The organism is Arthrobacter sp. BI5 (genome assembly GCF_056680065.1).
In genome coordinates this window covers 835,403-861,207 of record NZ_CM155264.1, presented here as the reverse complement: position 1 = coordinate 861,207, position 25,805 = coordinate 835,403, and the positions used below count along the sequence as shown (strand labels likewise).

The window sequence follows — 25,805 nt, the reverse complement described above, 5'->3', positions numbered from 1 at the left end:
CACATGTTACGGCCGAATAACAGGCTTGTCATTTGGCTGGCCCCGAGCCGCGGCGGGTGTCCTGCGAGAATGGGACCGTGTTTGATTCGTTTGATTCCGAGGCGCTCTTCCAGTTCGAACCCGCGGCCGGCGGCGCGGAGGACTTCGCGGCGCTGGCGCAACTGCCGCTGGAGTCACTGGTCGCTCCCGACTGGGCCGCGGCGATGGCCCCCGTCGAGGGGCAGCTGCGGGCGGCCCTGGAATTCGTCGCCGCCGAGGCCGCCGCCGGCCACGAGGTGCTGCCGGCCCCCTCGAACCTGCTGCGGGCCTTCCGGCAGCCGCTGGCCGGCGTCCGGGTGCTGATCGTGGGCCAGGACCCGTATCCCACGCCGGGCCACGCCGTCGGGCTGTCTTTTGCGGTGGACGGCGGCACCCGGCCTATCCCGCGCAGCCTCGCCAACATCTACAAGGAGCTCGACGCCGACCTGGGGTTGCCGCCGCGGGTGCACGGCGATCTCAGCCGGTGGTCGGAGCAGGGGGTGCTGCTGCTCAACCGGGTCCTCAGCGTGCGCGCCGGAGCCGCCGGGTCGCACCGCAACAAGGGCTGGGAAGCGGTCACGGCGGCCGCCATCAGCGCCGTTGCGCAGCGGCGGGGCGACGACGGCGGCACGGCGCCGCTCGTGGTGATCCTCTGGGGCAAGGACGCCGAGGGCGTCCGGCCGCTGCTGGGCTCTGCCGCTGTGATCGCCAGCGCCCACCCCAGCCCGTTGTCGGCCGCCCGCGGCTTCTTCGGCTCGCGGCCATTCAGCCGGGCCAACGAGCTGCTCGCCGCCCAGGGTGACGGGACCGTCGACTGGGAACTGCCGCCGCTGCCCTGAACCGGCTCTTGGCTAGGCTTAGCTGCATGACTTCCCTCCCCGCGGCCACCACCGCCAACCGGAACTCCCGGCCGCAGACCAACCTCACGGTCCTGCGCCGCGAGCAACTGTCACCGCACATGGTCCGGATCGTCGCCGGCGGCCCCGGCTTCGCCGCTTATGTCAACAACGACTACGTGGACCGGTACATCAAGATCGCCTTCCCGCAGCCCGGGGTCGATTACCCGCAGCCGTTGGATTTGTGGGCCATCCGGGAGTCGCACCCGCGGGAGCAGTGGCCGCACACCCGGACCTACACCGTGCGCTGGGTCGATCCGGCCGCGGGCGAGCTGGCCATCGACTTCGTCATCCACGGCGATGAAGGTTTGGCCGGGCCGTGGGCCGCCACCGCCCAGCCCGGGGACGCCCTCGTGTTCACCGGGCCAGGCGGCGGCTACAACCCCGACCCCGCGGCCGACTGGCACCTGTTCGCCGGCGACGAGTCCGCCCTGCCGGCGATCAGCGCCGCGATCGAATCCCTCCCCCGCGACGCCCGCGGCCTGGCCTTCCTGGAAGTGGACGGCGACGCCGACGTCGTGGCGATCGACTCCCCCGCCGCGGTTGAGCTGCATTGGCTGCTGCGCCGCGGCACTCCGGCGGGCGACGGCGGGCTGCTGGTGGAGGCGGTGCGCGACGCGCAGTGGCCCGAGGGACGGGTCCACGTCTTTGCGCACGGGGAGCGCGGCTCCATGAAGTCCCTGCGCGAGGTCTTCTTTGCCCAGCGCGGCCTGGAACGCGGCCAGGTATCGCTCTCCGGCTACTGGGCCAGGGGCCGGGTGGAGGACGAGTTCCAGGCCGAGAAGAAACTGCCCGTCGGCAAGATCTAGCCGGCCCTTCCCGGCGACGCCGGCTAGCGGCGCGTGCCGGTCTAGCGGCGCCGGGCCCGGCGTCGTTCGTTGCTGGCCAGGCTCCGGGTCAGCGGCCGGGCAAGCGTGTCGCCCAGCACAATCCCGGCCGCGACGCCCAGCACAATCGCCCCGGCGTTGAGCATCCCGCCGGCGCCCATCAGGATCTCGGATTCCTCGATCGTCAATACATACATGGAACGGAATATAGTCAGCCCGGGCAACAGGATGAGGGCGGCGGGCACCGCCACGACCAGCTGCGGGGCGCCCATCCGGAGCGCCACCACCCGCGCCAGCAGGCCGATGACCACGGCGGCGAGGGCCGGGGCGAACCGGGGGCCGATGCCGGCCGCCGTCCCGCCGATCAGCACCAGATGGCCGACGACGCCGACGGCCGCCGTCGGGAGCAGCAGCTTCAACGAGGTCTGCTCGGTGACGCCGATCGCGACGACGGCGATCGCCACCAGCGGTACCAGCACCCACAAGGGATACTTCGGCGGGAATGTTTCGGTGACGTCGATCGCTTCCATCCCGGTCATCGCGCCGACGACGAAGCCGACCGCGATCCCGGAGACGAGCGCCCCGAACGTCAGCATGGTGGACAGGAAACGCCCCGCGGCGGTGACCGGGAAGCCGTTGATCGCGTCCTGCACCGAGGAGACGAGCCGTCCGGTGGGCAGGAGCAGCAGGATGCCGCCCACCACCACAATGGCGGGGGCGATGCTGATCCCCAGCGGGCTGCCGAAGCGCCACAGCAGCAGCGCGACCAGGGTGACCACAAAGGAGCACGCGGCCGTGATGAAGAAGTCCGGCGTCCGCCAGCGGCCCAGCTGCCGCGCCAGGAGGCTGATCAGCAGGTTGGACAGGAATGCGATTCCTGATGCTGCCAGTCCCCCGCCCAGCACGCCGACGAACACTGCGGAGAAAACGCCGAAGGCCACGGTGACCATCCAGCGCGGGAAGGGCTTCGGGCTGTGCGTGATCTCCTCGAGCCGGCGCACGGCTTCCTCGCGCCCCACCCCGCCGGCCACGATGTCCGTGACAAGCTGATGGACCTGGGCCAGGCCGGCGTAGTTGTTGGTCCAGGACCGCACCACGCGCAGCAGCGTGATGGGCGTCTGGTCCTTCGGGGCGTAGTTGATGGCCACCGACTGGTTGGTGATGTCCACTTCAATGTTCTTCAGCCCCAGCGCAGCCGTGATGGCAATGATGCTGGTCTCCACCTCAAGCGCGCCGGCACCGTACCGGAACATCGATTCGGCGAGCTTGAGGGCAAAGTCGATGGTCTTGCGGGCAGAGGCATCCACGCCGCCGACCTGGATCATCGGGTTGGCGTAGGGGCTGCCGGCCAGCCGGTCGACGATGCTCAGCGGCGCGGTGGGCGGGTTCTCGCCCTGGACCAGCCTGCGGAGCATGCGCTTGGCGGCGGCGTTCTGGCGCACCTGCAGGGGCGACATCGGCTCGGTCCGGGGCAGGCCGTCCGTCTGCGGCCCGCGGCGGCCGTCGGGTGGTTTGGTCATTCCGGCCTCCTCACTTCACCTTGCGGGCGGTCTAGTAGAACTGCTGGCCCGTGCGCCGCGTGTACAACTGGCGGGCGACGCGCTCCCCGGCGGCCATCCAGGCCTTGTACTTCAGCGGGCTCAGGACCTGGTCGTAGCAGCCGACGAAATCCGTGACGGTCTTGCTGAAGCTCGTCTTGAACAGGCCGAGGCCGTGGAAGGGATTGGAGGTGTCCTTGAGCTGGTCGCTGGGCGGGGTGCCGCAGAAGTCGTATTCGGTGCAGCCGAGTTCCTTGAGCTGGTTGATGGCCGTCCACTGGACCAGGTGCGAGTCCCCGTACTGGCTGCGCTTTTGCAGCGAGCCGCCGTCCTTGTAGGTGCCCTTGCGCCCGTAGTTGATCACAAAGGCGCCGACGGAGGGCACACCGTTTTCATAGACGAAGAGCAGCCGGCCCTGGCCGCGGTCCAGGAAGTTGGTCCAGAACTGGCGGTAGTACTCGTATTCGCGGACCCGGACCTGGGACTTGGCCTCCACGGTGGTGGTCATCAGCGCGTACATGGCCCGGAAGTTTTCTTCGGTCGGCTCCACGTTGTGGACCTCGACCCCCTCGCGGATGGCCCGCCGGACAGCGTTGCGGCCGCGGGAGTGCAGGTTGCGCAGCAGCTGGTTTTCCTGCGGCGAGATATCCAGAAGCGCGGTGGAGTCGTTGGGCTGCAGGTTGTGGGTCTTGACCAGGCCCGCGCCTTCGATGACGCGCCGGGCGCCCTCGGACAGGACAATGTCGGGCTCGATCTTGATGGCAAAGACCCCCAGCCGGGCGCTCTTGACGAAGTCCGCGTTGGCAGCCGCGATGCCGGGGATGTCCTCCACCGAGGCGACGTCCGGTCCCTTGATGAGGTACCAGAGTTTGCCGAGGACGGGAAACGACTTTTCCAGGACGAGGTTGTAGCTCGCGTAATCAGCCGTCTCGTAGACCAGGTGCAGGGGCTTCCAGCCAAAGTGCTGTTTGACCTCGGCGAAGGCCTCGGATTGAAGCAGATTCCCGCCGTTAGGGTTCGCTGTGACGTGGGCGTCCCAGTTGGCGACCTCTTCGGCGGAGGCAAAGCGGGCAGTGAATTCTCGCAAGGGTGCGGTATCCAATCTTTGCGGAACGAGCTTCGGCGGCATGGCGAACATGCAGCCTCAAGTCTATCCGGCGGCCAGGGCCCCCAGGGTCCCGCGGCCCTGGGCCGGCCGCCGGCGCCGGGACTAGGCTGGAGGTATGCAAGCGCAGCCGGAACCGCCCGTCGCCCGCCCGCAATCCGGCCCGGGCGGTGCCGGGAAGCGCCGGCCCGGCACCCAGGCGCTGGGCCTGCTGGTGTTGCTCGGCGCCTCGGCAGTGGTGGCGGCGCTCGGCGGACTGGCCAGCGCCAGCAACGTCGACGGCTGGTACGCCGCCGCGGACAAGGCTCCCTGGTCCCCGCCGAACTGGCTCTTCGGTCCGGTCTGGACCCTCCTCTACACCGCGATGGCCGTGGCGGCGTGGCTGGTCTGGCGCCGCCAGGCGGATGGCAGCAGGGCCGCGCTCACCGTGTACGCCGTCCAGCTGGTGTTGAACCTGTTGTGGACTCCGGTGTTCTTCGGCCTGTACCCGGCCTTCGGAACACCGGCACTTTGGATCGGCTTCGCCATCATCGCCGCGCTGGCCGTTGCCGTGGCGGTCACGGTGCTGCGCTTCGGCCCGATCAGCCGCCCGGCGGGGCTGCTGATGCTCCCCTACCTGTCCTGGGTTGTGTTCGCCTCGTCGCTGAACCTATGGGCGGCACTGCACAACTGAGCCGGCGAATCAGCACTCCACCACGTTGACGGCGAGGCCGCCCATCGCGGTTTCCTTGTATTTGGAGCTCATGTCCCTGCCCGTTTCGCGCATGGTCACGATCACCTCGTCCAGGGAGACCCGGTGTGAGCCGTCGCCCCAGAGGGCCATCTTGGCGGCGTTGATGGCCTTGGCCGCGGCAATGGCGTTGCGCTCGATGCAGGGGATCTGCACGAGCCCGCCGATCGGGTCGCAGGTCAGGCCGAGGTTGTGCTCCATCGCGATCTCCGCGGCGTTCTCCACCTGCTGGGGCGTGCCGCCCATGACCTCGGCCAGCCCGGCGGCCGCCATCGACGACGCCGAGCCCACCTCGCCCTGGCAGCCGACCTCGGCGCCGGAAATGGAGGCTTGTTCCTTGTACAGCACCCCGATGGCGCCGGCGGTCAGCAGGAACTTGACCACTACGTCGTCGCGGTCCTGCTGTGTCGCTTTGTCCATGCCGGGGGCGAAGTGCAGCGCGTAGTAGAGCACCGCGGGGATGATCCCGGCGGCGCCGTTGGTGGGCGCGGTGACAACCCGGCCACCGGAGGCGTTCTCCTCGTTCACCGCCAGCGCGATCAGGTTCACCCACTCCTGCCAGTATTTAGGGTCCCGGTAGTCCGGGTCCTGGCCGTGGTTTTCCTTCATCAGCCGTTCGTGCCAGTCGGGGGCCCGTCGGCGGACCTTGAGGCCGCCGGGAAGCAGCCCTTCGCGCTTGAGGGAGGTTTCCACACATTGGGCCATGACGGAGTAGATGTGCAGCAGCCCCTCGCGGATTTCCTCGTCGCTGCGGGAGGCGCGCTCGTTGACCAGCATGATGTCGCCGATCGAGAGTCCCTTGGACTGGCAGCGGCCCAGCAGTTCCGCGGCGGTGCGGAACGGCAGCGGGAGTTCCTTCTTGGACTCGTCGAGCTCCTTCAGCGCCGCGTCTTCCTCGCCTTCGCGGACGATGAAGCCGCCGCCGACGGAGAAGAACGTGGCGCTGTGCACGACGGCGCCGTCGGCGTCCGAGACCGTGAACGTCATGCCGTTGGTGTGCCGGGGCAGGATCGTGAGCGGCCGCAGCACCATGTCCTTCACCCCGTAGGGCAGGGGCACGCTACCGGCCAGCTGCAGGGTACCCGTCTGGGCAATCGCGGCCAGGCGGCCCTCGACTTCCTCCGGCAGGATCTTCTCCGGGTGGTAGCCCTCGAGGCCGAGCAGGATGGCCGTCATGGTGCCGTGGCCGTGGCCGGTGGCGGCGAGCGAGCCATACAGGTCAACCCGCAGCGACGCGACCTGCTCCAGGTCCCCGGAGGCTTTGAGCTCCTCGGCAAACACGGCAGCAGCCCGCATCGGCCCCACGGTGTGCGAACTCGAAGGCCCGATCCCAATCGAGAACAGATCAAAGACGCCTACAGCCATTACTAAATCCTAACTAAAACACTGCACGGGGTGGGTCGAAGTCTCGGGTCGGGATGGGTGGCGGTTGGGCGGGGCTCCTCCGCGTGCTCGGTCGGCGCCGCCCGCTGAGCGGACGTCGCACTCCCTTAGACGCACGCTTCCGGACCCCACCCGACCGCCGTACGCAAGTCGCCAAAGCGGTGACATGGGCAGCCCTTGGAACCATCCGACTCCATCACCGGCGAGCCGGGCCCCGAGGGGGCGGCTCGTCATAGTTTTCGAAAGCGTGCGTCTAAGCGAGGTACGAGCGAGCACGCGTGAAAACTATGGCGAGCCGGCCCCGGAGCCAGCCACACCCGTGGGTGGACACGAGAGCGCAGTTAGCCCAGGTTGGCGACTGACGGGTAGAGCGGGTGGGCGGCGGCGAGGGCCTCGACCCGGGCGCTCAGTCCGGACAGGTCCGCGCCGGCGTCGGCGGTCAGCGCCTCGGCGATGATATCCGCCACTTCGGTGAAGGCGGCTTCGCCGAAGCCTCGGGTGGCAAGCGCCGGGGTGCCGATCCGCAGCCCCGAGGTGACCATCGGCGGGCGCGGATCGAACGGGACGGCGTTGCGGTTGACGGTGATGTCGATTTCCGCGAGGCGGTCCTCGGCTTCCTGCCCGTTCAGCTCGCAGTTGCGCAGGTCCACCAGGACCAGGTGCACGTCGGTGCCGCCGGAGATCACGTTGATTCCCTTGGCGGTGACGTCCGGCTGGACCAGGCGCTCGGCGAGGATCCGGGCGCCGGCCAGCACGCGTTCCTGGCGTTCCTTGAACTCGGGCGAGGCGGCAATCTTGAACGCCACGGCTTTGCCGGCGATGACGTGCTCCAGCGGCCCGCCCTGCTGGCCCGGGAACACGGCCGAGTTGATCTTCTTGGCGATGTCGGCGTCGTTCGAGAGGATGATGCCGCCGCGCGGACCGGCGAGGGTCTTGTGCGTCGTGGAGGTGGTCACGTGCGCGTGCGGCACCGGCGAGGGGTGCAGCCCGGCGGCCACGAGCCCGGCGAAGTGGGCCATGTCCACCATCAGGTAGGCCCCCACCGAGTCGGCGATCCGGCGGAATTCCGCGAAATCAAGCTGGCGGGCGTACGCGGACCAGCCGGCCACGATGAGCTGCGGCTTGTGTTCCTGGGCGAGGCGCTCCACCTCGGCCATGTCGATCCGGTGGTCGTCTTCCCGGACCTGGTACGGGATGACGTTGTACAGCCGGCCGGAGAAGTTGATCTTCATGCCGTGGGTCAGGTGGCCGCCGTGCGCCAGGTTCAGGCCCATGATGGTGTCGCCCGGACGGATCAGGGCGTGCATGACCGAAGCGTTGGCCTGGGCGCCGGAGTGCGGCTGGACATTGGCGTACTCGGCGCCGAACAAGGCCTTGACCCGGTCGATCGCGAGCTGTTCGACGACGTCGACGTGCTCACAGCCGCCGTAGTAGCGCTTGCCCGGGTAGCCCTCGGCGTACTTGTTGGTCAGCACCGAGCCCTGCGCCTGCATGACGGCCTTCGCCGTGTGGTTCTCCGAGGCGATCATTTCCAGGCCGTCGCGCTGGCGGCCCAGCTCGGCGTCGATCTTCGCGGCGATCTCCGGGTCCAGCGCGGAGAGCTCAGCGTCCAGGCTCGGGGAAACGACCTGCTCGAACACCGTTTCGGTGCCGGTCGCTGCGCCGCTCACAGTTCGCCGCCGTTCTTGGACGCGTAGTCCTGCGCGGATAGCAGCGGGCCGTCGGATTCCGCGGCCACCTTGAAGAGCCAGCCGGCGCCGTACGGATCGCTGTTGATCAGCGCGGGATCGTCGACGACGGCGGGGTTGATCTCGGTTACCTCGCCCGTCACCGGGGCGTACAGGTCAGAGACGGACTTGGTCGACTCGACCTCGCCGCAGGTCTCCCCCGCGGTCACCGCAGCGCCGACCTCGGGCAGGTCCACGTAGACGATGTCGCCGAGGGCATCCGTGGCCACGGCCGAGATGCCGATCGACACAACGTTCCCGGCCTCGCGGGCAACCCACTCGTGCTCGTCGGAGTACTGCAGTTCAGGGGCAACTTTTGCCATGTGTTTTTCCTTTACGTTTGAAAAGTCGTGGGCTAAATCAATTGTGGCTGGGTTACGCGGCGGAGTTCGCCATCCTCCGCGTGCTCGCTCGTACACCCCATCGTCTCCCTAACCTCGCAAGCTCGGTCAGGGAACCCTGACGATGGGGCACTCGCTTAGACGCACGCTTCCGGATGGCGCTCCCCCGCCGCTACCATTCAGTCCAGTTTCGGGGCCAACAGTTCTCCGGAAAGAAACAGTGGCCGTCGAGATCTACGAGGGCCGGGCCGCGGTAGGCGGTGCGCGCTCCAGCACCTTTGGCTTTCGAAGGCGTCTCCCAAGGTGATTGGAACCGGAGGTGAGCTGACCTTGAGGGGCCGGCTGGCCGCGGTTTTCGAAAGCGTGCGTCAAAGCGACGAAGGAGCAGCACGCGTGAAAACCGGGGCCCGCCGGTCCCGGAGTCGGGACCAGACGGCCGGTCCCGGAACCGGGGACGGCTCCCGGACCGGATCCGGGCTACTTTTGGCGCTTGTAGAAAGGCAGTGCGACAACTTCGAAGGGTTCCGTTTTGCCGCGCAGGTCGATGTCCAGGGCCGTGCCGGGTTCGGTGAACTCGACGTCGACGTAGGCCATGGCGACCGGGTAGCCCAGGGTGGGGCTGGGCTGGCCGGAGGTGACTTCGCCGACGGTGTTGCCATCCTTCAGGACGGGGTAGTGGCCGCGGCCCGCGCGGCGGCCAAGGCCCTTGAGCCCGACGAGCTTGCGGCCGGTGGTGGCGCCGGCGCCGGCTTCCTTTTTGGCGGCCAAGGCCGCCTTGCCGACGAAGTCACCTTCCTTGGACAGCGCGACGACGGGGCCCAGCCCGGCGGCGAAGGGATCGCCCTCGAGGGAGAGCTCGTTGCCGTAGAGCGGCATGCCGGCCTCGAGCCGGAGCGAGTCCCGGGAGGCGAGGCCGGCGGGCGTCAGCTCGCCCTCCTCGGCGATGGCGATGAGCGCCTGCCAAAGGGCGGCGGCGTCGTCGTTGGACACGAAGATCTCAAAGCCGTCCTCACCGGTGTAGCCGGTGCGGGCCAGCAGCAGGTCCCGGCTGGCGCCGCCGACCATAAACGGGACGTCGACGGCGGCATAGTACTTCAGCCCGGTGACGAGCTCGTGCTGCGCGGCGGGGACCAGACGGAGCAGGATCGCCTCGGCCTTGGGGCCCTGGACCGCGACCAGCGAGGTCTCGGCGGAGGCGTCCTGGACCGTGACGTCGAATTTAGCAGCCCGCTCGGCCAGGGCCGCGGCCACAACCTTGGCGTTGCCGGCGTTGGGGACCACGAGGAACTTCTCGTCGCCGCGGCGGTAGGCGATGAGGTCGTCGATGATGCAGCCGTCCTCGTTGCAGATCAGCGAGTACTTGGCTTTGCCGACCGCCATGGCGGAGATCCTGCCCACCAGGGCGTAGTCCAGGAAGGCGGCGGCGTCGGGGCCGGTGACCCAGACTTCGCCCATGTGGGAGAGGTCGAACAGGCCCGCGGACTTGCGGACGGCGTGGTGTTCGGCGAGTTCGGAGCTGTACTTGAGCGGCATCTGCCAGCCGCCGAAGTCCGTGAAGGAGGCGCCGAGCTTCTTGTGCTCTTCGTACAGTGCCGTGTAGTTCTCAGTCATCGTTGGCTGTCCCTAGTCGTTGGAGGCGGAGGTGGCGGAGTGGTCTGCGGTGTCTTCTTCGAAGGCTTCGAGAGGAGGGCAGGAGCAGATCAGGTTGCGGTCGCCGGCGGCGCCGTCGATCCGGCCCACCGGCGGGAAGTACTTGTCCTGCTTGAGGGTGTGGACCGGGAAGACGGCCTGTTCGCGCGGGTAGCTGCGCTCCCAGGTGGTGCTGATCACGGCCGCTGCGGTGTGCGGGGCGTTGCGCAGCGGGCTGTGCTCCACGCTGAAGTCGCCGTGCGCCACCTGGTCGATCTCGGCGCGGATGGCGATCATGGCGGTGATGAACCGGTCGATTTCGCCGAGGTCCTCGGATTCGGTGGGTTCGACCATCAGGGTGCCGGCCACCGGGAACGCCAAGGTGGGGGCGTGGAAGCCGTAGTCGATCAGGCGCTTGGCCACGTCCTCGGCCGTGACACCGGTCTTGGCCGTGAGTTCGCGCAGGTCCAGGATGCACTCGTGCGCCACCAGGCCGCCTTCGCCGGTGTAGAGCACCGGGAAGTAGTCGTTGAGCCGGGCCGCGATGTAGTTCGCGGCCAGAAGGGCGGACTTGGTGGCCTCGGTCAGGCCCTGCCCGCCCATCAGCTTCACGTAGGCCCAGGAGATCGGCAGCACGCCGGCCGAGCCATAGCGGGAAGCGGAGATCGGGGTGCCCTCGGCGCCGTTGGCCGGGTCAGCCGCGTTGCCGGGCATGAACGGCGCCAGGTGCGCCTTGGCAGCGACCGGGCCGACGCCGGGTCCGCCGCCGCCGTGCGGGATGCAGAAGGTCTTGTGCAGGTTCAGGTGCGAGACGTCGCCGCCGAACTGGCCCGGCTGGGCCAGGCCGACGAGGGCGTTGAGGTTGGCGCCGTCGATGTAGACCTGGCCACCGGCGGCGTGGACAGCGTCGCAGACCTCGCGGACGTCGGCGTCGTACACCCCGTGCGTGGAGGGGTAGGTGATCATGATGCAGGACAGGGCATCGCGGTGCTGCTCGATCTTGGCGGTGAGGTCGGCGTGGTCGATCGTGCCGTCGGAGGCGGTGGCCACGACGACGACCTTCATGCCGGCCAGCACGGCCGAAGCCGCGTTGGTGCCGTGCGCGGAGGCCGGGATCAGGCAGACGTTGCGCTGGTCGTCGCCGCGGGAGAGGTGGTAGCCGCGGATGGCGAGCAGGCCGGCCAGCTCGCCCTGGGAGCCGGCGTTGGGCTGGATGGAGACCTGGTCGTAGCCGGTGATCTCGGTCAGCTGGGCTTCGAGGTCCTCGATCAGTTCGCGCCAGCCGGCGGTCTGGGATTCGGGGGCGAAGGGGTGGATGGAGGCGAACTCCGGCCAGGAGATGGCTTCCATCTCGGCCGTGGCGTTCAGCTTCATGGTGCACGAGCCCAGCGGAATCATGGTGCGGTCCAGGGCGAGGTCGCGGTCCGAGAGGCGGCGGATGTAGCGCAGCAGTTGGGTTTCGGAGCGGTGCGTGTTGAAGACCGGGTGCTGGAGGTAGTCGGAGGTGCGTTCGACGGCGGCATCCAGTCCGAAGTCGGCGTCACTGTCGGATTCTGCGTCAGTGACGCTGGCGCCGAAGGCGGCAACGACGTCGGAGACGATCGCCGTCGTCGTGGCCTCATCGGCGGAGATGCCGACGGTGTCGGCGTCGATGGCGCGCAGGTTAATGCCCTTGGCGTCCGCGGCGGCGATGATGTCCGCGGCTTTGCCGGGCACGGACACGGTCACGGTGTCGAAGAAGGAGCTGTGCAGCACGTCGAAGCCGGCGGCCTTGAGCGAGGCGGCGATGGTCCGGGCGTGGCCGTGGGTGGTCTCGGCAATCGCCTTCAGCCCGTCCGGGCCGTGGTAGACGGCGTAGAAGGAGGCGACGATGGCCAGCAGCGCCTGCGCGGTGCAGATGTTGGAGGTGGCCTTCTCGCGGCGGATGTGCTGTTCGCGGGTCTGCAGGGCCAAGCGGTAGGCGGGGACGCCGGCGTTGTCCTTGGAAACGCCGACCAGGCGGCCGGGCATGGAGCGTTCGAGGCCCTTCTGGACGGCCATGTACGCGGCGTGCGGCCCACCGAAGAACAGCGGCACACCGAAGCGCTGCGCGGAGCCGACGGCGATGTCCGCGCCCTGCTCGCCCGGGGAGGTGATCAGGGTCAGGGACAGCAGGTCCGCGGCGACCGTGACCAGCGCGCCGCGCTCTTTGGCGTCGGCGATGACGGCGGAGTGGTCGAAGACGCGGCCGGAGGCACCGGGCTGCTGCAGCACCACGCCGTTGATGACGCCCTCGGGCAGGCCCTTGGACAGGTCGGCGACCTCCACCTCGAAGCCGAGGGCCTCGGCGCGGCCCTTGACGATCGCGATGGTCTGCGGGAGGCAGTCGGCGTCGAGGACGGTCTTGCCGTCGTGCGCCGTCTTGTTCTTGTTGGCCCGGCGCATCATCAGCACGGCCTCGGCGACGGCGGTGGCTTCGTCCAGCAGCGAGGCGTTGGCGATCGGCAGGCCGACCAGGTCCTGGACCATGGTCTGGAAGTTCAGCAGGGCCTCGAGCCGGCCCTGCGAGATTTCCGGCTGGTACGGGGTGTACGCGGTGTACCAGGCGGGGGCCTCGAGGATGTTGCGGCGGATCACGGCCGGGGTGACGGTGTCGAAGTAGCCCTGGCCGATCATCTGCACGGCGGTCTTGTTCTTCGACGCCAGCCTGCGCAGCGCGGCAAGGACCTCAACCTCGCTGAGGGCTGCCCCGAGCGCGAGGCCGGAGTCCTGCCGGATGTCCTTCGGGACGGCGGTATCCACGAGGGCGTCGACGGTGTCATAGCCGACAGCCTTCAACATGGCGTCGACGTCGGCCTGGCGGCGGGCGCCGATGTGCCGGTCAACGAAGGACGTGGAGGCTGAGGTAACAGTCACAAGGAACTCCATAACTAAGGCGGCGCAGGGTACGCCACATTGATTCGGGTTCCTCCCCGCTCTGTATTGGACCTGAGAGTTTCCGCGCAGCCGCTTTTGCGAGGCTCCGCTTGCACCGTCGGTGAGCACGGCATGTCGGAGGACATGCCTGCTGCTTTCCAGAGTTGCCTTGCCGCGGCGGTACATGGGCCTGAGAGATTCCTGGGGAGGGTTTGCTCCTACGGCGCCTGCTTGTACCTACTTGCAGGACTCTCCCGCCGCAGATCAAAGGCTTATTCAATTGCTCGTGACCGTAGTCACAGACTCCATTGTCCTATGGCGGACGCGCGTCCGCAAACTCCACCCCGTGCCGGCACGAACGTTAACGGACGCTCCCGCACATCCGGCGTCAATTTCCCCGACGCTCCCGCACATCCGGCAGGAATCTTACTGCCGCTCCCGCACATCCGGCGTCAATTTCCCCAACGCTCCCGCACATCCGGCGTCAATTTCCCCAACGCTCCCGCACATCCGGCACGAATTTCGCCAACGCTCCCGCACCTGACCTGCGGGGGTTCCGAAATTTGCAGCCTGATCCGCGGGAGCGTCACGTGCGGACCCGCCCATCTGCGGGAGCGTCAAGTCCAGACCCGCCGGACCTGCGGGAGCGTCAAGTCCAGACCCGCCGGACCTGCGGGAGCGTCAAGTCCAAACCCGGCGGATCTGCGGGAGGGTTCCCACTTTTGCAGCGTGACCTGCGGGAGGGTTGCGTCCAGACCCGCCATACCTGCGGGAGCGTCACGCACAAACCCGCCATACCTGCGGGAGCGTCCTCTGGTGGGGCAGCCTTTAGCCGCGCAGCCGCTCGACGGCGGCCAGCAGGCTCTCCACGTCACCGGTCACGTCCGGAACTGCCCCTCCGGGCCCGCGGGCCAGCATGGCGTTGAAGTACAGCCCGTCCCCCATATAAAGCACGGGCTTGGCCATGGCCGGGCCCACATCGGCCGCAAGCAGCGCCAGCCAGCTCTCCTGGACACCGGCCATTCGCCGCAGCGTCTCGGCGTGCGCCACTTCGGCCAGCCGGGTGGCGGCCACGAACACCCGGTCCAGCGGGGTATCGGCCCACACCGAGGACTTGATGAAATACGCCGCGGCCCCTTCCGGCGCCGCGGCCATGGCCTCGAGGTCTTCCGCGAGGAGCCGGTCCAGGCGCTCCAGCAGCACCGAGATCATCGCATCCTTGGTGGGGAAGTGGTAAAGCAGGCCGCCTTTGGAGACGCCTGCCGTCCGGGCCACCGCGTCCAGCGTCGCGGCACGCTCACCCTCCGTGATGAGCAGTGACTCGAACGCATCTAGGACGGCTTCGCGGGCGACGGGTTTTCTGGCCATGACTCCCATCATGCCCGTCCGGACCGCCATTTCTTAACTATACCGTCCAGACGGTATAGTTAACCTCCATGAGCACCACTTCCATGTCCGCAGCCGTCCGTCCCGCCCCGGCCGCACGCGCACCCTGGCGCGACTGGGTGGCACTGTCCCTGCTGATGTTCCCGGTGCTGCTCGTGGCCGTGGACAACACGGCCCTGACGTTTGCCCTGCCCGCCATTGCCCGCAGCCTGGATGCCACCGGGGTGGAGCTGCTGTGGATTGTCGATGCCTATCCGCTGGTCCTGGCCGGGCTCCTGGTGGCGATGGGCAGCCTGGGCGACCGGATCGGCCGCCGCCGGCTGCTGTTCGTTGGCAGTGCCGGCTTCGCGGCCGTCTCCGCGGCAACGGCCTTTGCGCCCGGCGCGGAATGGCTGATCGCGGGCCGGGCCGGCCTGGGGTTCTTCGGCGCCATGCTGATGCCGTCCACGCTGTCCCTGATCCGCAATATCTTCCCGGAGCCCAACCGGCGCCGGCTCGCGGTGGCGATCTGGGCCGCGGGCTTCTCCGGCGGCGCCGCACTCGGCCCGATCGTCGGCGGCTGGCTCGTCGAACACCTCTGGTGGGGCGCGGTCCTGCTGGTCGCAGTGCCGATCATCGCGCCGCTGCTGGTCCTGGGCCCCGCGCTCATCCCGGAATCCCGGGACCCCAACCCGGGCCGGGTGGACGTGCCCAGCATCGTCCTGTCCCTGCTGGCCATGGTGCCGGCGGTCTACGGCATCAAGATCCTCGCCACCGACGGCGTGGCACCGGAACCGCTTGCCGCCCTCGGCACCGGGCTGCTGATGGGCTTCGCGTTCGTCCGCCGCCAGCGCCGGCTGGCCGCCTCGGACACGGCCACTCCCCTGCTGGACCTCAGCCTCTTCGGCAACCCGGTGTTCAGCACCGCCATTACCGCCAACGTCCTGGCCCTGTTTTCCTACAACGGCTTCATCCTGTTCCTCGCCCAGCACCTGCAGCTGCTCGAGGGCCAGTCCCCGTCGGAGTCCGGCGTCGCGATGGTCCCGGCACTGGTCGCCACCGTCGTCGCCGGGCTGCTTGTGGTCCCGCTGGTGCGCCGGATCCGGCCCGGCTTTGTGGTGGCCGGCGGGCTGCTGCTGAGCGCAGCCGGTTACGGCTTGGTGGCCCTGGGCGACCGCAGTGCCGGGCCAGGAGTGCTGCTGGCCGCCCTGCTGGTGCTCTGCCTGGGCGTCGGCGCGGCCGAGACCATCTCCAACGACCTGATCCTGGGCGCGGCACCGGCGGCGAAGTCGGGCGCGGCGGCCGCCATTTCGGAAACCGGCTACGAGGTCGGCTCGCTGCTGGGCACCGCCATCCTCGGCTCCATCCTGACCGCCTCCTACCAGCGCAACCTCCGGCTGCCCGACGGCGTTGCCGGGGCGGCGCCGTCGGAAGCCGCCGCCCAGGCCGGCGAGACCCTGGCCGGAGCCGCCGAGCTGGCCCATGCCCTGCCGGGACCGCTGGCAGAGGCCGTGATGGCCGCCGCCCGCGCGGCGTTCGACTCCGGCGTCCACATCACCGCCGCGATCGCGCTGGTGCTGATGGCAGGCGCCGCGGTGCTGGCCGGCGTCGTCCTGCGCAAGGTGCCGACGGCGAACTAGCCGCCGGCGTCAGCCCGCCTCGACGGCGGCCTTCAGCGCGTCCAGCAGGCCGGCGGTGCCTTCCTCGCGGCCAGCCACCTGCTCGGCGTCGCTCGCGGCCGTCCCGGTGAAGAACGCGCCCTGCTCCGTCAGGGTCAGGACGGTGCCGTCGCCGTCGGGCTCCAGCTCGATAGTGCTGAGCGACACGGACATGCGCCGTCCGTCGAGAAGCATTTCGTAGCTGTAGACGATCCGTTCGTTCTCGACGATGTCGTGGTAGATCGCATGCATGGTCGAGACCCAGCTCCCTACCGGGCCGCCGACGTCGGTCTCGCGGCCGCCCTCCCGGAAGTCGAGGCTGGATTCGCCCTGGTACCACTCCGGCGGGCCGCCGAACCATTTTTTCTTGCTGGCGTGGTCGGCAAACGCTGCGAAGACGCAGGCCGGCGGCGCGTTCAGGCGGCGTTCCAAACTGAAGCTTGCGTGCGTAACGGGGACACTCACAACGGACTCCTCATGGCTCGTGGCGGAATGGCTGAGTACGGAGGCTGGGATCCAGGAATTGCTCCAGCCGGTCAAGGCGGCGCTCCTCCGGCGTCCGGCGCAGGCCCAGCCAGTCTTCGGCGCGCCGGACCGCGGCAGGGACAATGCTGCAGCTGCGCACCCTGCCGATCTTCTCGCTGCGGATCAGGCCGCTGGCTTCCAGGACCTGAAGGTGCTGGACAATCCCGGGCAGGCTGATCTGAAACGGTGCCGCCAGCTCGGAGACGGTCGCCGGCCCCTCGCATAGGCGGACCACGATGGCCCGGCGGGTAGGATCCGCGAGGGCGCGGAAGACGCCGTCGAGCGCCCGTTCGCTGCCCTCCCGCTTCCCGTCCGCCCGCTTCCCGTCCGGACCGCCTTCATTGTTAAGCACATACTTAAGTATTGCGCTGTGGCAGCGGCTGTCAAGGGGTTAAAAACAAGCGCCCGACGCCGGGAGGGAACCCGGCGCCGGACGCTTGGAAGGCGCGTGGAAGGAGGCGCCTACTTCTTGCTGTCCGGGGTGGTGACGCTGGCGGTGGCGCGCATGGTTTCGGCGTTCACCATCCAGGCGTACTGCTCCAGCTTGGCGATAAAGGCGTGCAGCAGGTCGGCGGTGGTGGGGTCTTCCTCGTCCACCTCGTCGTGCACCTTGCGCATAGTGCCGACGGCGGCCTCGAGCGCGGCGACGATCTTGTCGATCGCATCCTTGGTGTTGATCAGACCGGTCGGGAATTCGGCGAGCGCGGTGGTCTTGGAAACGGTGGAGCTGCGGCCGTCCGGCAGGGCATGGAGGGCGCGCATCCGCTCGGCCAGATCGTCGGCAAAGCCGCGGGCAGCCTCGATGATCTCATCCAGCTGCAGGTGAAGGTCGCGGAAGTTCGTGCCCACGATGTTCCAGTGGGCCTGCTTGCCCTGGACGTGGAGCTCGATCAGGTCCACAAGAACGGCCTGCAGGTTGCTCGTCAGGGTGGGTGTTGCTTTCATGCATCCTCCTTGGTAGGAACGGCTGGTCCGGCGTTATGCCTCAGACGCTACCCCAGGGAGCAGACGGCACGCGATGGTCGCGGCGGAATTTCACGATCAGCTTACTAAGTGAGCTTACTAACCGTGCGGGCGGCCTCAGACGGCCTGGTTCAGCATCGGCCCCTGCGGGAAGATGGCCCGGGTGATGCCGCCGGCCGTGGCTTCGGAGAGCTGGGCCAGGTAGTCGTTCCGGCGGCGCGGCGTGATCCGGGACTGCGGCTCGAAGCCCTGGTCCGGGTCGTCCGCGTAGTGGGCGGTCAGGCCGTCGCGCATGAGGCGGATCGCCTCGGCGCGCTGCTGCGACACCGCCGCGTGCGTGGAGCCCAGCTCGGCTGCCAGGTCCTTGACGGTCCGGTCGCCGAAGTAGATCTCCTCGACCACGTAGCGCATCCGTTCCGGCAGCGACTTCACGGCCGCGCGGAGGTACTGGAGCCGTTCGTCCGCAAGAACGGAGTGCTCAGGGGTCAGGGTCTCGGCAGCGAGCGTGTCGACGACGGCGTCGTCCAGCGGCGTGAGGGTGCGGGACGCGTCGGCGAGGGCCGCTTCCACGACGCTTTGCTGGACGCCGAGCGCGGACGCGATCTCGTCCACCGAGGGCGTGCGCCCGAGGGCCGCCGCGAGGGTTTCCTGGACGGACATGGTCTCTTTGATCCGGCGGCGTGCGGAGCGGGTGGCCCAGTCGCTGGCCCGCATCTCGTCGGCGAAGGCGCCGAGAATGCGGCGGCGGGCGAAGGCTCCGAAGGGTACGCCAAGGGCCGGGTCGAAGGAATCGGCCGAGGTAATCAAGGCAACGGCGCCAGCCGACGCCAGGTCATCGCGCGAGAGGTGGGACGCCTTCGAGCACAAATCTGAGACGAGATAGCCAACCAGCGGAAGGTGCTGGGTGACCATCTCGTTGCGTTCCACGCGATTCAATAGTGTGTCCCCCCATGAGACGGATCAGGAGCTTTAAAACCCTGAGAGCCGCACCCGCAAACAGTCCCGCACTCCCCCCATGGGAGGCGGTGTTCGAAGCCGGGGCGCAGCACCCAGAACGAAACCTATCACCTGATCCGGAATCTGCGTGTACCCTCAGGGAAAAGCTTGGCGGAAAATGCGGAAAGCCGTAATTTGGCCGGGATGGCAGGGGGATGGGGCCCATGGGTGCAGGGGATCTTTCGGCGGCGCTGTGGCAGGAACGGCGGCAGTTGGAGCTGCTCCTGTTCCGGCTGGAAACCCAGCGGCTGCACGCGGCCGCCGGCAACACCCACTGGCTGACCTTTACCGCCTCCGAGGTGGAAGGCGTGCTGGACCGTCTGCGGTTTGAGTCGCTGGCCCGGAATGTCGAGTCCGCGGCGGTGGCGGCCGAATGGGGCCTGCCGGCGCAGGCAACACTGGTTGAACTGATTGCCGCCGCACCGCCGGGCTCCTGGCCCACCGTCCTGCAGGAGCACCTGGACGGCCTGCGCGCCTTGATGGGCCGCCTCGGCGAGGCCGCCCGCACCAACGAGGCAACGCTCCGGGGCCTGCAACGGCCCGAAACATCAACCGACCCGGCGGGTGTGCTCGAACAGTTGACGGTTGCAGGAAACATTGAGCGTGCCCTCGCCATTACGCGCCGCGCCACCCAGCCGCTGATGGCCCAGTACCTCGGCGACGACGCGAACTCCCACTAAGCGGATTCAGTCGCTGGCGGGCGCCGGCGGCATCAGCCCGCGCAGCGCATCCTCGGTGCCGGAACCGGCGTCGGCGCCAGCTTCCGCTGCCGCCAGATTCGCCGCGGCGATGGCCTCGATGACTTCGCGCCGCTGGATGGAGACGCCGCGGGGCGCCTCGATGCCGATCCGGACGCCGTCGCCGCGGCCTTCCAGAACAGTGATGACGATGCCGTCGCCGATCATGATCTGTTCGCCCGGTTTGCGTGTGAGTACCAGCATTCTCTCAATCTACCCTTCGCGGCCGGACGCTGCGGCCCACGGGGCCGGCCGGGTTGCCGCCTGGCCGTCGATCCAGCCCACCGGCAGGCCCAGGGCGTCCACGCTTTCGGGGGTCGCGGTGTCCGCCGCCCCCACGACGGCGACCGCGGCCACCTCAAACCGGGCCCTGAGCTGGCTCACCCAGCGGGCGGTGTCTTCGTGCTTGCGCCCGGCGTCCACCACCACCCAGAGCTGATCCGGGGAAAGGGCCGCGATCGCCTGCAGCCGGGCCAGGGTGTTGCGGCCCGTGCCCAGGCCAAAAGCGGCCAGCACCGTCTGTTCGGTCTCCACCGCGTGGGCGCGGGCCGCCGTCGCGCTCTGGCGTCCGTCAAGGTGCAGGTGGCCGTAGGCGCTCAGCTCCCCCGCGGTGCGCACGTCCGCGCCCCCGGCAGCGATCGACATGGCCAGGGCCGTGTCCAGCGCGTCATCCCCTAGGCCGACCAGCACCACCAGGTCGCCGGTCCCTTGCAGCGGGACCGGGATCCGCTCGCGCGTCGGTACGGCCGCCCGCACGGACGACGGCGACGGCGCCTGGTTGCGGTCCGGCGCAGGGCGCTCCCCCATGCTGCCGGCCGGAGGCAGCGGAGCGTCCGGTTCAGCCTGTCCCCCGCCGGCCGCCGGTGTCCTCAGCCCGGAGCCCAGCTGGTCCAGCAGTTCGGCGAAGCCCGGCGATTCGGTCGAGAGGCCGGGGGCGCCGGGGGCGCCGGTCCGGTGCAGCGTCCGTTCGGCGGCGTCGGCCTCGGCCAGCAGGGCGGCGATCGCGTCGCCCTGCAGCGCGTGGCCGGGCGCGGCAGCAACGCGGGAACCGCCCGGGGTTGGCTGCGGCCGCGGCGCGTCCTGCGGCGTGTTTTGGGGCGCGTTCTTTGCCGCGCGGCGTGCCGGGTGCGCCGTGGCGGCGGCCGGTGCAGCAGCGCGGGGCGCGGCGGCGCGCGGTTCCACGATCTCGCCCTCGGTGAGTATGTCGGCCTCCGGCACTACCTCGCCGGTGACGACGTCGTGCTTGGGCTGGACCTCGACGACGGCCTCATAACGGTTCCCGGCGAAGAGCCCGGCGATCCCGGGGCTGATGACGCGTTCGGCGGAAACGATCCGGGCCGACGGGCCGTACTGGGATTCGGCCTTGCTGCGGATTTCCTCCAGCGAGGCTCCCTTAAGCCGATAGCGGTTCGGCATGGCGCACGACTCCTACGGTTTCGATCCGGACGTTGGCGGAGGTGACTTCGCGGTAGGACAGCACCGGGACGGACCCGGGCTGCCCCCCGATGAGCCGGTGGATGGCCGGGCGCAGTGCAGGGGCGCAGACCAGGACGGCCTGCCGGTTCGCGGCGGCCGCGGAGTCCACCGCGTTGCCCACCGAGCGGAGCACGGCGTCGAGCCGGTCCTGGCCCATCACGATCTGGCTGCCGCCCTCGGCCGGGCGCATGTCCTCCAGCATGGACTGCTCCAGGAGCGGGTCGATCATGATCACGTTGAGCACCGGGCCGTCCATGAACTTGGCAGTCAGGGCCGGGCCGAGGGACTGGCGAGCCGCTTCCACGAGCGATTCCGGGTCCGTGGAGACCCTCGCGCGGAGGGTGAGCGCCTCGTAGATGCGGGCCAGGTCGTTGATGGGGACTTGTTCGTCAAGCAGGCCCTGGAGCACGCGCTGCAGCTCGGCGAGCGAGAGCAACGCGGGGGTGAGCTCGTCCACGGCGGAGGGACTCTGTTTCCGGACCCCTTCGGTCAGCACCCGGACGTCCTCGCGGGACAGCAGCCGGGCGGCGTTGCCGGTGACGATCGAAGACAGGTGCGTGACCAGCACCGAGACGCGGTCGATCACGGTGGCGCCGGTCATCTCGGCGTTGTGGCGCATTTCGGCCGGAATCCATTTCCCGGCGAGCCCGAAGACCGGTTCGATCATGGCCACGCCCGGCAGCGTGTCCAGCGAGTCGCCGAGGGCCAGCATCTGCCCGCCCGGCGCGGTGCCGCGGCCGGCCTCGACGCCGGCGATCCGGATTGCGTAGGTGGCCGGCGGCAGGTCCACGCTGTCCCGGGTGCGGACCGGCGGGATGACCAGGCCCAGTTCCATGGCGATCTTGTGCCGCAGCGACCGGACCCGTGCCAGCAGGTCGTCGGAGGCGCCGGAGACCATGTCCACCAGGTCCGGGGCCAGCAGGATCTCCACGGGGTGGATGCGCATGTCCTCGAGCAGCTTCTCGTTCGGGTCGAGCTCCGGGGAGTTCAGGGCCGCGGCCTCGGCGTCGCGGGCCTGTTCGGCCTGCTGCTGGCTGGCCGCGGTGCGGCGCGAGGCCAGGATCAGCCCGGCCCCGACCAGGACAAACGGGAGGGGCGGCATGCCGGGGATCAGCGCCATGGCGAGGGCGGCGACGCCGGCGATCATCAGGGCGTTGGGCGACTGCAGCAGCTGGGTGGACGCCGTCCGGCCCATATCCGCCTCGGCGTTGGAGCGGGTCACGATCATGCCGGTGGAGACGGCCATCAGCAGCGCCGGGATCTGGGTGACGAGCCCGTCACCCATGGTCAGCAGGCCGTAGGTGTTCAGGGCGTCGCCGATTTCCATGCCCCGCTGCAGCATGCCGATGGCGATGCCGCCGATGAAGTTGATGATGATAATGATGATGCCGGCGATCGCGTCGCCCTTGACGAACTTCGAGGCGCCGTCCATGGCGCCGTAGAAGTCGGCCTCGGCGGAGACCTCGGCGCGCCGCTCCCGGGCCTGGGTGTCGGTGATCAGGCCGCCGTTCAGGTCGGCGTCGATCGCCATTTGTTTGCCGGGCATGGCGTCCAGGGTGAAGCGGGCGCCCACTTCGGCGACGCGTTCCGCGCCCTTGGTAACGACGACGAACTGGATGACCACCAGGATCAGGAATACGACGGCGCCGATGATCATGGAACCGCCCACGGTCACCTTGCCGAACGCCTCAATGACCTGGCCGGCGTAGCCGTTGCCCAGCACCAGTCGGGTGGAGGCGACGTTGAGGCCCAGCCGGAACAGCGTGGCCACCAGCAGCAGCGAGGGAAAGACGGAGAAGTCCAGCGGCTTCTTGACGAACATGCTGGTGAGCAGGACCAGCAGCGCCAGCAGGATGTTGCAGACGATCAGGAAATCCAGCAGCGGTGCGGGCACGGGAACCACCAGCAGCAGCACGATGCCCACGATGCCGATCGGCACCGCCAGCCGGGCGAGCCTGTTGTTCATGATGCGGTCCTTTCACAGACGCTGGTTCGGGAAGTGTTCACAGTGCGGCCCCCGCCATCCGGTGCAGCCCGGCGCCGGCGCCGCGGGCCTTGAGCGACATCACGAAGGCCAGGACGCCGGCCACCGCGTGGTAGAAATCCACCGGGATCTCCTGCCCCAGCTCGCAGGCGCCGTGCAGCGCCCGGGCCAGCGGGATGTCCTGGACCATCGGCACGTTCTTGTCCTCGGCTTCCTGCCGGATCCGTGCCGCGACGTGGCCGGCGCCCTTGGCCACCACCCGCGGGGCGGACTTTCCGGGTTCGTACTTCAGCGCGACGGCGACGTGCGTGGGGTTGACGAGGACGACGTCGGCGTCGCCGATCGCCGCGATCATGCGGTTCCGGCTCATCGCCAGCTGCCGGGCGCGGCGCTGGGAACGGATCAGCGGATCGCCTTCGCTGCTCTTGTTTTCGTCCTGGACTTCCTTTTTGGACATCCGGGTTTTCTTCCGGTTCCGGCGCATCACGACGAAGAAGTCCACGGCCGCGAGGGCGATGCCGGCGAAGACGGCGAACTGGACGAGGGAGGAAATGCCGCCGCCGGCCGCGGCCACGACGCCGGAGACCGGGAGGCCGCCGGCGGTGAGCAGCACCGGGATGAGCCCCTGCACCACGGAATAGAGCACCAGGCCGACGACGCTCGCCTTCAGCAGGGCCTTGACCCCGCCCCAGAGCGCCTGGGTGCCGAAGCTGCGCTTTAGTCCGCTGAGCAGTTTGAAGTTCTCGAAGTCCACGCGGAACTTTTTCAGGTGGATGCCGCCCTGCAGTGCCGAGCCGACGAGGACGACGACGAGCACCACGATCAGCATGGGACTGAGGATTCCGGCCAGCGAACCGAGGCCGTCTTCGAGCGCCTTCACGGCCTTCGCCGGGTCCGGGTCAGCCATCACGCCCCGGACGCTGAAGACCTGGTCGGTGGCGGCATTGGCTCCGCGTTCGACGGTGGCGGGGATCATCACGGCGGCGGCTCCGACCGCCAGCCAGGCCGTGAGGTCCTGCGAGCGGGAGAGCTGGCCCTTGGAGCGGACCTCCCGCATGCGTTTGTCGGTGGCTTGTTCGGTTTTTTCCTGTGAATCCGACATCAGCCCACCCCCAGCACGGTCTTGGCGGCCTGCCCGGCCAGGGTGGAGACGATCCTGGGCAGTGCGAGGAAGAGGAACCCTGCCAGCGCGAGGGTCAGCATGATCTTGAGCGGGAAGCCCAGCGAGAAGGCGTTCAGTGCCGGGGCCACCCGGGTCAGCAGGCCGAGCCCGACGTCGGCCAGGAACAGCACCACCAGCAGCGGGCCGGCGATCTGGACGGCGGCGAGGAACATGCCGGTGACGGCGGACGTCATGGCCTGGACGGGCTGGGCAAGGTCAAGGCCGCCGGCCAGCGGCAGCGCGGTGAAGCTCCCGGTCAGGCCCCCGATGACGAGCTGGTAGCCGTCCGAGGAAAACAGCAGGGCGAGCGCGGCCATCTGCAGCAGCCGGGTGAACTGGGCGCCGTTGACCATCATCTGCGGGTCGAACGCCTGGGCCATCTGGAAACCGCTGAAGAGGTCGATCAGGCTGCCGGCGGACTGGACCGCGGCGAAGACCAGCATGACCAGGAAACCCAGGACCAGGCCGGTGACCAGTTCCAGGACCACGCCGGTGAAGAACCCGGCCGTGTCCCGGGCGGTGTAGCCGGCGGACAGCCGTTGTGTGACGGCCAGGCCAAGGCCCACGCCCAGCATCGCCTTGATCCGCCCGGGAAAGGCCTGGTGCGCGAACGGCGGCGCCACGACCAGGAATGCCGTCATCCGGACGGTGGCCAGCAGGAGCACCTCCAGCCACGTCTGGTCGATCGGGATGCCCACCTCACAGGCCTCCGAGCAGGGAGGGGATCTTGGCGAAGAGGTCGTTGGTGAACGCGACCATCTCCGAGATCATCCAGTGCCCGCAGATCAGCAGGGCCACCGCCACGGCGGCCAGTTTGGGCACGAAGGAGAGGGTGGCTTCCTGGAGCTGGGTGATGGACTGCAGCAGGGAAATGGCGAGGCCCACCACCAGCGCCGTCACCAGCACCGGGGCCGAGAGCTTGGCGGCCACGATCATGGCCTGGAGGCAGATGTCCAGGACGGCGTTGGCGTTCATCCGGTGCCCGCGTAGCTCTGGACCAGCGAGGTAATGATCAGGCCCCAGCCGTCCACCAGGATGAACAGCAGGATCTTGAACGGCAGCGAGATCATGACCGGCGGGAGCATCATCATGCCCATCGACATCAGGGCCGCGGAGACAACGAGGTCGATCACGAGGAACGGGATGAAGATGACGAAACCGATGATGAAGGCCGCGCGGAGCTCCGAAATCATGAACGCCGGGATGAGCGTCTGCAGCGGCACCGCTTCCGGGGTGGCCGGGTTCTCCATGCCGGCGGCACGGGTCATCAGCGCGATGTCTTCCTCGCGGGTGTGCGCCAGCATAAAGTGCTGCAGCGGTCCCGAGCCGGCGCTAAGCGCGCCGTTGAAGTCGAGCGTGCCGTTGAGGTAGGGCTGCACCCCGATGGTGTTCATCTCGTTGATGACCGGCCACATGACGAAGATTGAGAGGAACAGGGCCAGGCCGGCCAGCACCTGGTTGGGCGGGATGGACGGCAGCGAGAGCGCGTTGCGGGTCATCGCCAGCACCACGAAGATCTTCGTGAACGAGGTCATCATCAGCAGCAGCGCGGGCGCCACGGACAGCAGCGTGATCCCGATCAGGGTCAGGACCGCGGTGGAGGGCTTCCCGTCCATGCCGTTGATCTCAATGTTGACGCTGCCGTTGTCCGGGCTGGCCGGCGGGGTTGGCGGAACCGGCGGGACGGGAGCCGGGGCGGTGGCGTGGCCGGCGGAAGCGTTGAGCCAGAGCAGCAGGACGGCGAGCAGGACGGCGGCAAGACCGACCGTGAGGATCCTGAGGGCCCGGCTGGCGCCGGGGTTCGCGTGGCTGCTGCTCAATGACGGGACGGGGGCACGGCGGGCGGTGGC

24 protein-coding genes and 2 riboswitches are annotated in these 25,805 nt (G+C 68.9%); of the genes, 5 read left to right on the top strand and 19 right to left on the bottom strand.

Going from position 1 to position 25,805, the window contains the following annotated elements:
• Positions 1 to 77: 77 nt before the first annotated feature.
• A complete protein-coding gene (locus tag AC1MED_RS04080; RefSeq protein ID WP_479785560.1) occupies positions 78 to 857 on the top strand; it encodes a uracil-DNA glycosylase in 780 nt (259 codons plus the stop codon).
• Positions 858 to 883: 26 nt separating this feature from the next.
• On the top strand, positions 884 to 1,723 hold the full coding sequence (locus AC1MED_RS04075; protein WP_479785558.1) for a siderophore-interacting protein: 840 nt from the start codon (positions 884 to 886) through the stop codon (positions 1,721 to 1,723).
• Between the two features lie 41 nt (positions 1,724 to 1,764).
• Here AC1MED_RS04075 and AC1MED_RS04070 read toward each other — a convergent pair whose 3' ends face one another.
• Positions 1,765 to 3,261 (bottom strand): threonine/serine exporter family protein, encoded by a 1,497-nt coding sequence (locus AC1MED_RS04070; protein ID WP_479785556.1) that lies wholly within the window; start codon positions 3,259 to 3,261, stop codon positions 1,765 to 1,767.
• A 31-nt stretch (positions 3,262 to 3,292) separates the two neighbouring features.
• Positions 3,293 to 4,366, bottom strand: coding sequence for a lipid II:glycine glycyltransferase FemX (locus AC1MED_RS04065; protein ID WP_479785554.1), 1,074 nt, complete (start codon positions 4,364 to 4,366; stop codon positions 3,293 to 3,295).
• Between the two features lie 136 nt (positions 4,367 to 4,502).
• On the opposite strand from AC1MED_RS04065, the gene AC1MED_RS04060 reads away from it, so the two are divergent.
• Positions 4,503 to 5,057, top strand: a complete 555-nt coding sequence (locus AC1MED_RS04060) for a TspO/MBR family protein (protein ID WP_479785552.1) — start codon at positions 4,503 to 4,505, stop codon at positions 5,055 to 5,057.
• Between the two features lie 9 nt (positions 5,058 to 5,066).
• On the opposite strand, the gene AC1MED_RS04055 is transcribed toward AC1MED_RS04060, so the two are convergent.
• The 6 genes from AC1MED_RS04055 to AC1MED_RS04030 all read right to left on the bottom strand — a co-directional run bounded on the left by AC1MED_RS04055 (position 5,067) and on the right by AC1MED_RS04030 (position 14,457).
• Complete coding sequence (locus AC1MED_RS04055; protein WP_479785550.1) at positions 5,067 to 6,479, bottom strand: L-serine ammonia-lyase; 1,413 nt, start codon at positions 6,477 to 6,479, stop codon at positions 5,067 to 5,069.
• Positions 6,480 to 6,838: 359 nt separating this feature from the next.
• A complete protein-coding gene (glyA, locus tag AC1MED_RS04050; protein WP_479785548.1) occupies positions 6,839 to 8,167 on the bottom strand; it encodes a serine hydroxymethyltransferase in 1,329 nt (442 codons plus the stop codon).
• Positions 8,164 to 8,547, bottom strand: a complete 384-nt coding sequence (gene gcvH / locus AC1MED_RS04045) for a glycine cleavage system protein GcvH (RefSeq protein ID WP_346960096.1) — start codon at positions 8,545 to 8,547, stop codon at positions 8,164 to 8,166. The genes glyA and gcvH overlap by 4 nt, the downstream gene beginning before the upstream one ends.
• 495 nt (positions 8,548 to 9,042) lie before the next feature.
• A complete protein-coding gene (gene gcvT / locus AC1MED_RS04040; RefSeq protein WP_479785546.1) occupies positions 9,043 to 10,176 on the bottom strand; it encodes a glycine cleavage system aminomethyltransferase GcvT in 1,134 nt (377 codons plus the stop codon).
• A 12-nt stretch (positions 10,177 to 10,188) separates the two neighbouring features.
• Positions 10,189 to 13,101, bottom strand: a complete 2,913-nt coding sequence (gcvP, locus tag AC1MED_RS04035) for an aminomethyl-transferring glycine dehydrogenase (RefSeq protein WP_479785544.1) — start codon at positions 13,099 to 13,101, stop codon at positions 10,189 to 10,191.
• A 39-nt stretch (positions 13,102 to 13,140) separates the two neighbouring features.
• Positions 13,141 to 13,256: riboswitch (glycine riboswitch) on the bottom strand.
• 1 nt (position 13,257) lies between these two features.
• A riboswitch (glycine riboswitch) is annotated at positions 13,258 to 13,356 on the bottom strand.
• Between the two features lie 561 nt (positions 13,357 to 13,917).
• Positions 13,918 to 14,457 (bottom strand): TetR/AcrR family transcriptional regulator, encoded by a 540-nt coding sequence (locus tag AC1MED_RS04030; RefSeq protein ID WP_479785542.1) that lies wholly within the window; start codon positions 14,455 to 14,457, stop codon positions 13,918 to 13,920.
• A 68-nt stretch (positions 14,458 to 14,525) separates the two neighbouring features.
• On the opposite strand from AC1MED_RS04030, the gene AC1MED_RS04025 reads away from it, so the two are divergent.
• The gene (locus tag AC1MED_RS04025) at positions 14,526 to 16,094 is read left to right on the top strand and encodes an MFS transporter (protein ID WP_479785540.1); all 1,569 of its coding nucleotides are present in this window, start codon (positions 14,526 to 14,528) and stop codon (positions 16,092 to 16,094) included.
• A 9-nt stretch (positions 16,095 to 16,103) separates the two neighbouring features.
• Here AC1MED_RS04025 and AC1MED_RS04020 read toward each other — a convergent pair whose 3' ends face one another.
• The 4 genes from AC1MED_RS04020 to AC1MED_RS04005 form a co-directional block, all read right to left on the bottom strand.
• Positions 16,104 to 16,577: an SRPBCC family protein gene (locus AC1MED_RS04020; protein ID WP_479785538.1), complete on the bottom strand. Its 474-nt coding sequence runs from the start codon at positions 16,575 to 16,577 to the stop codon at positions 16,104 to 16,106.
• A gap of 10 nt (positions 16,578 to 16,587) precedes the next feature.
• Positions 16,588 to 16,989, bottom strand: a complete 402-nt coding sequence (locus tag AC1MED_RS04015) for an ArsR/SmtB family transcription factor (protein ID WP_479785537.1) — start codon at positions 16,987 to 16,989, stop codon at positions 16,588 to 16,590.
• Positions 16,990 to 17,099: 110 nt separating this feature from the next.
• The gene (locus AC1MED_RS04010; RefSeq protein WP_479785536.1) at positions 17,100 to 17,582 is read right to left on the bottom strand and encodes a Dps family protein; all 483 of its coding nucleotides are present in this window, start codon (positions 17,580 to 17,582) and stop codon (positions 17,100 to 17,102) included.
• A gap of 135 nt (positions 17,583 to 17,717) precedes the next feature.
• A complete protein-coding gene (locus AC1MED_RS04005; RefSeq protein WP_346960088.1) occupies positions 17,718 to 18,536 on the bottom strand; it encodes a sigma-70 family RNA polymerase sigma factor in 819 nt (272 codons plus the stop codon).
• Between the two features lie 224 nt (positions 18,537 to 18,760).
• On the opposite strand from AC1MED_RS04005, the gene AC1MED_RS04000 reads away from it, so the two are divergent.
• Positions 18,761 to 19,276 carry a flagellar protein FlgN gene (locus tag AC1MED_RS04000; protein ID WP_346960087.1) on the top strand — a complete coding sequence of 172 codons (516 nt, stop codon included), beginning with the start codon at positions 18,761 to 18,763 and terminating at the stop codon, positions 19,274 to 19,276.
• 6 nt (positions 19,277 to 19,282) lie between these two features.
• Here AC1MED_RS04000 and AC1MED_RS03995 read toward each other — a convergent pair whose 3' ends face one another.
• The 7 genes from AC1MED_RS03995 to fliP are packed head-to-tail and all read right to left on the bottom strand — an operon-like array spanning position 19,283 to position 25,775.
• Positions 19,283 to 19,537 (bottom strand): carbon storage regulator, encoded by a 255-nt coding sequence (locus AC1MED_RS03995; RefSeq protein ID WP_346960086.1) that lies wholly within the window; start codon positions 19,535 to 19,537, stop codon positions 19,283 to 19,285.
• Positions 19,538 to 19,546: 9 nt separating this feature from the next.
• A complete protein-coding gene (locus tag AC1MED_RS03990) occupies positions 19,547 to 20,749 on the bottom strand; it encodes a hypothetical protein (protein WP_479785535.1) in 1,203 nt (400 codons plus the stop codon).
• A complete protein-coding gene (locus tag AC1MED_RS03985) occupies positions 20,727 to 22,775 on the bottom strand; it encodes a flagellar biosynthesis protein FlhA (protein WP_346960084.1) in 2,049 nt (682 codons plus the stop codon). Before AC1MED_RS03985 ends, AC1MED_RS03990 begins: the two co-directional genes overlap by 23 nt.
• Positions 22,776 to 22,812: 37 nt before the next feature.
• The gene (locus AC1MED_RS03980) at positions 22,813 to 23,895 is read right to left on the bottom strand and encodes an EscU/YscU/HrcU family type III secretion system export apparatus switch protein (protein ID WP_346960083.1); all 1,083 of its coding nucleotides are present in this window, start codon (positions 23,893 to 23,895) and stop codon (positions 22,813 to 22,815) included.
• Positions 23,895 to 24,653 (bottom strand): flagellar biosynthetic protein FliR, encoded by a 759-nt coding sequence (locus tag AC1MED_RS03975; RefSeq protein ID WP_346960082.1) that lies wholly within the window; start codon positions 24,651 to 24,653, stop codon positions 23,895 to 23,897. Before AC1MED_RS03975 ends, AC1MED_RS03980 begins: the two co-directional genes overlap by 1 nt.
• A 1-nt stretch (position 24,654) precedes the next feature.
• Positions 24,655 to 24,930, bottom strand: a complete 276-nt coding sequence (gene fliQ, locus AC1MED_RS03970) for a flagellar biosynthesis protein FliQ (protein ID WP_175321994.1) — start codon at positions 24,928 to 24,930, stop codon at positions 24,655 to 24,657.
• Entirely contained in the window at positions 24,927 to 25,775 is an 849-nt protein-coding gene (gene fliP / locus AC1MED_RS03965; RefSeq protein WP_479785534.1) for a flagellar type III secretion system pore protein FliP, read from the bottom strand. The genes fliQ and fliP overlap by 4 nt, the downstream gene beginning before the upstream one ends.
• Positions 25,776 to 25,805: the final 30 nt, after the last annotated feature.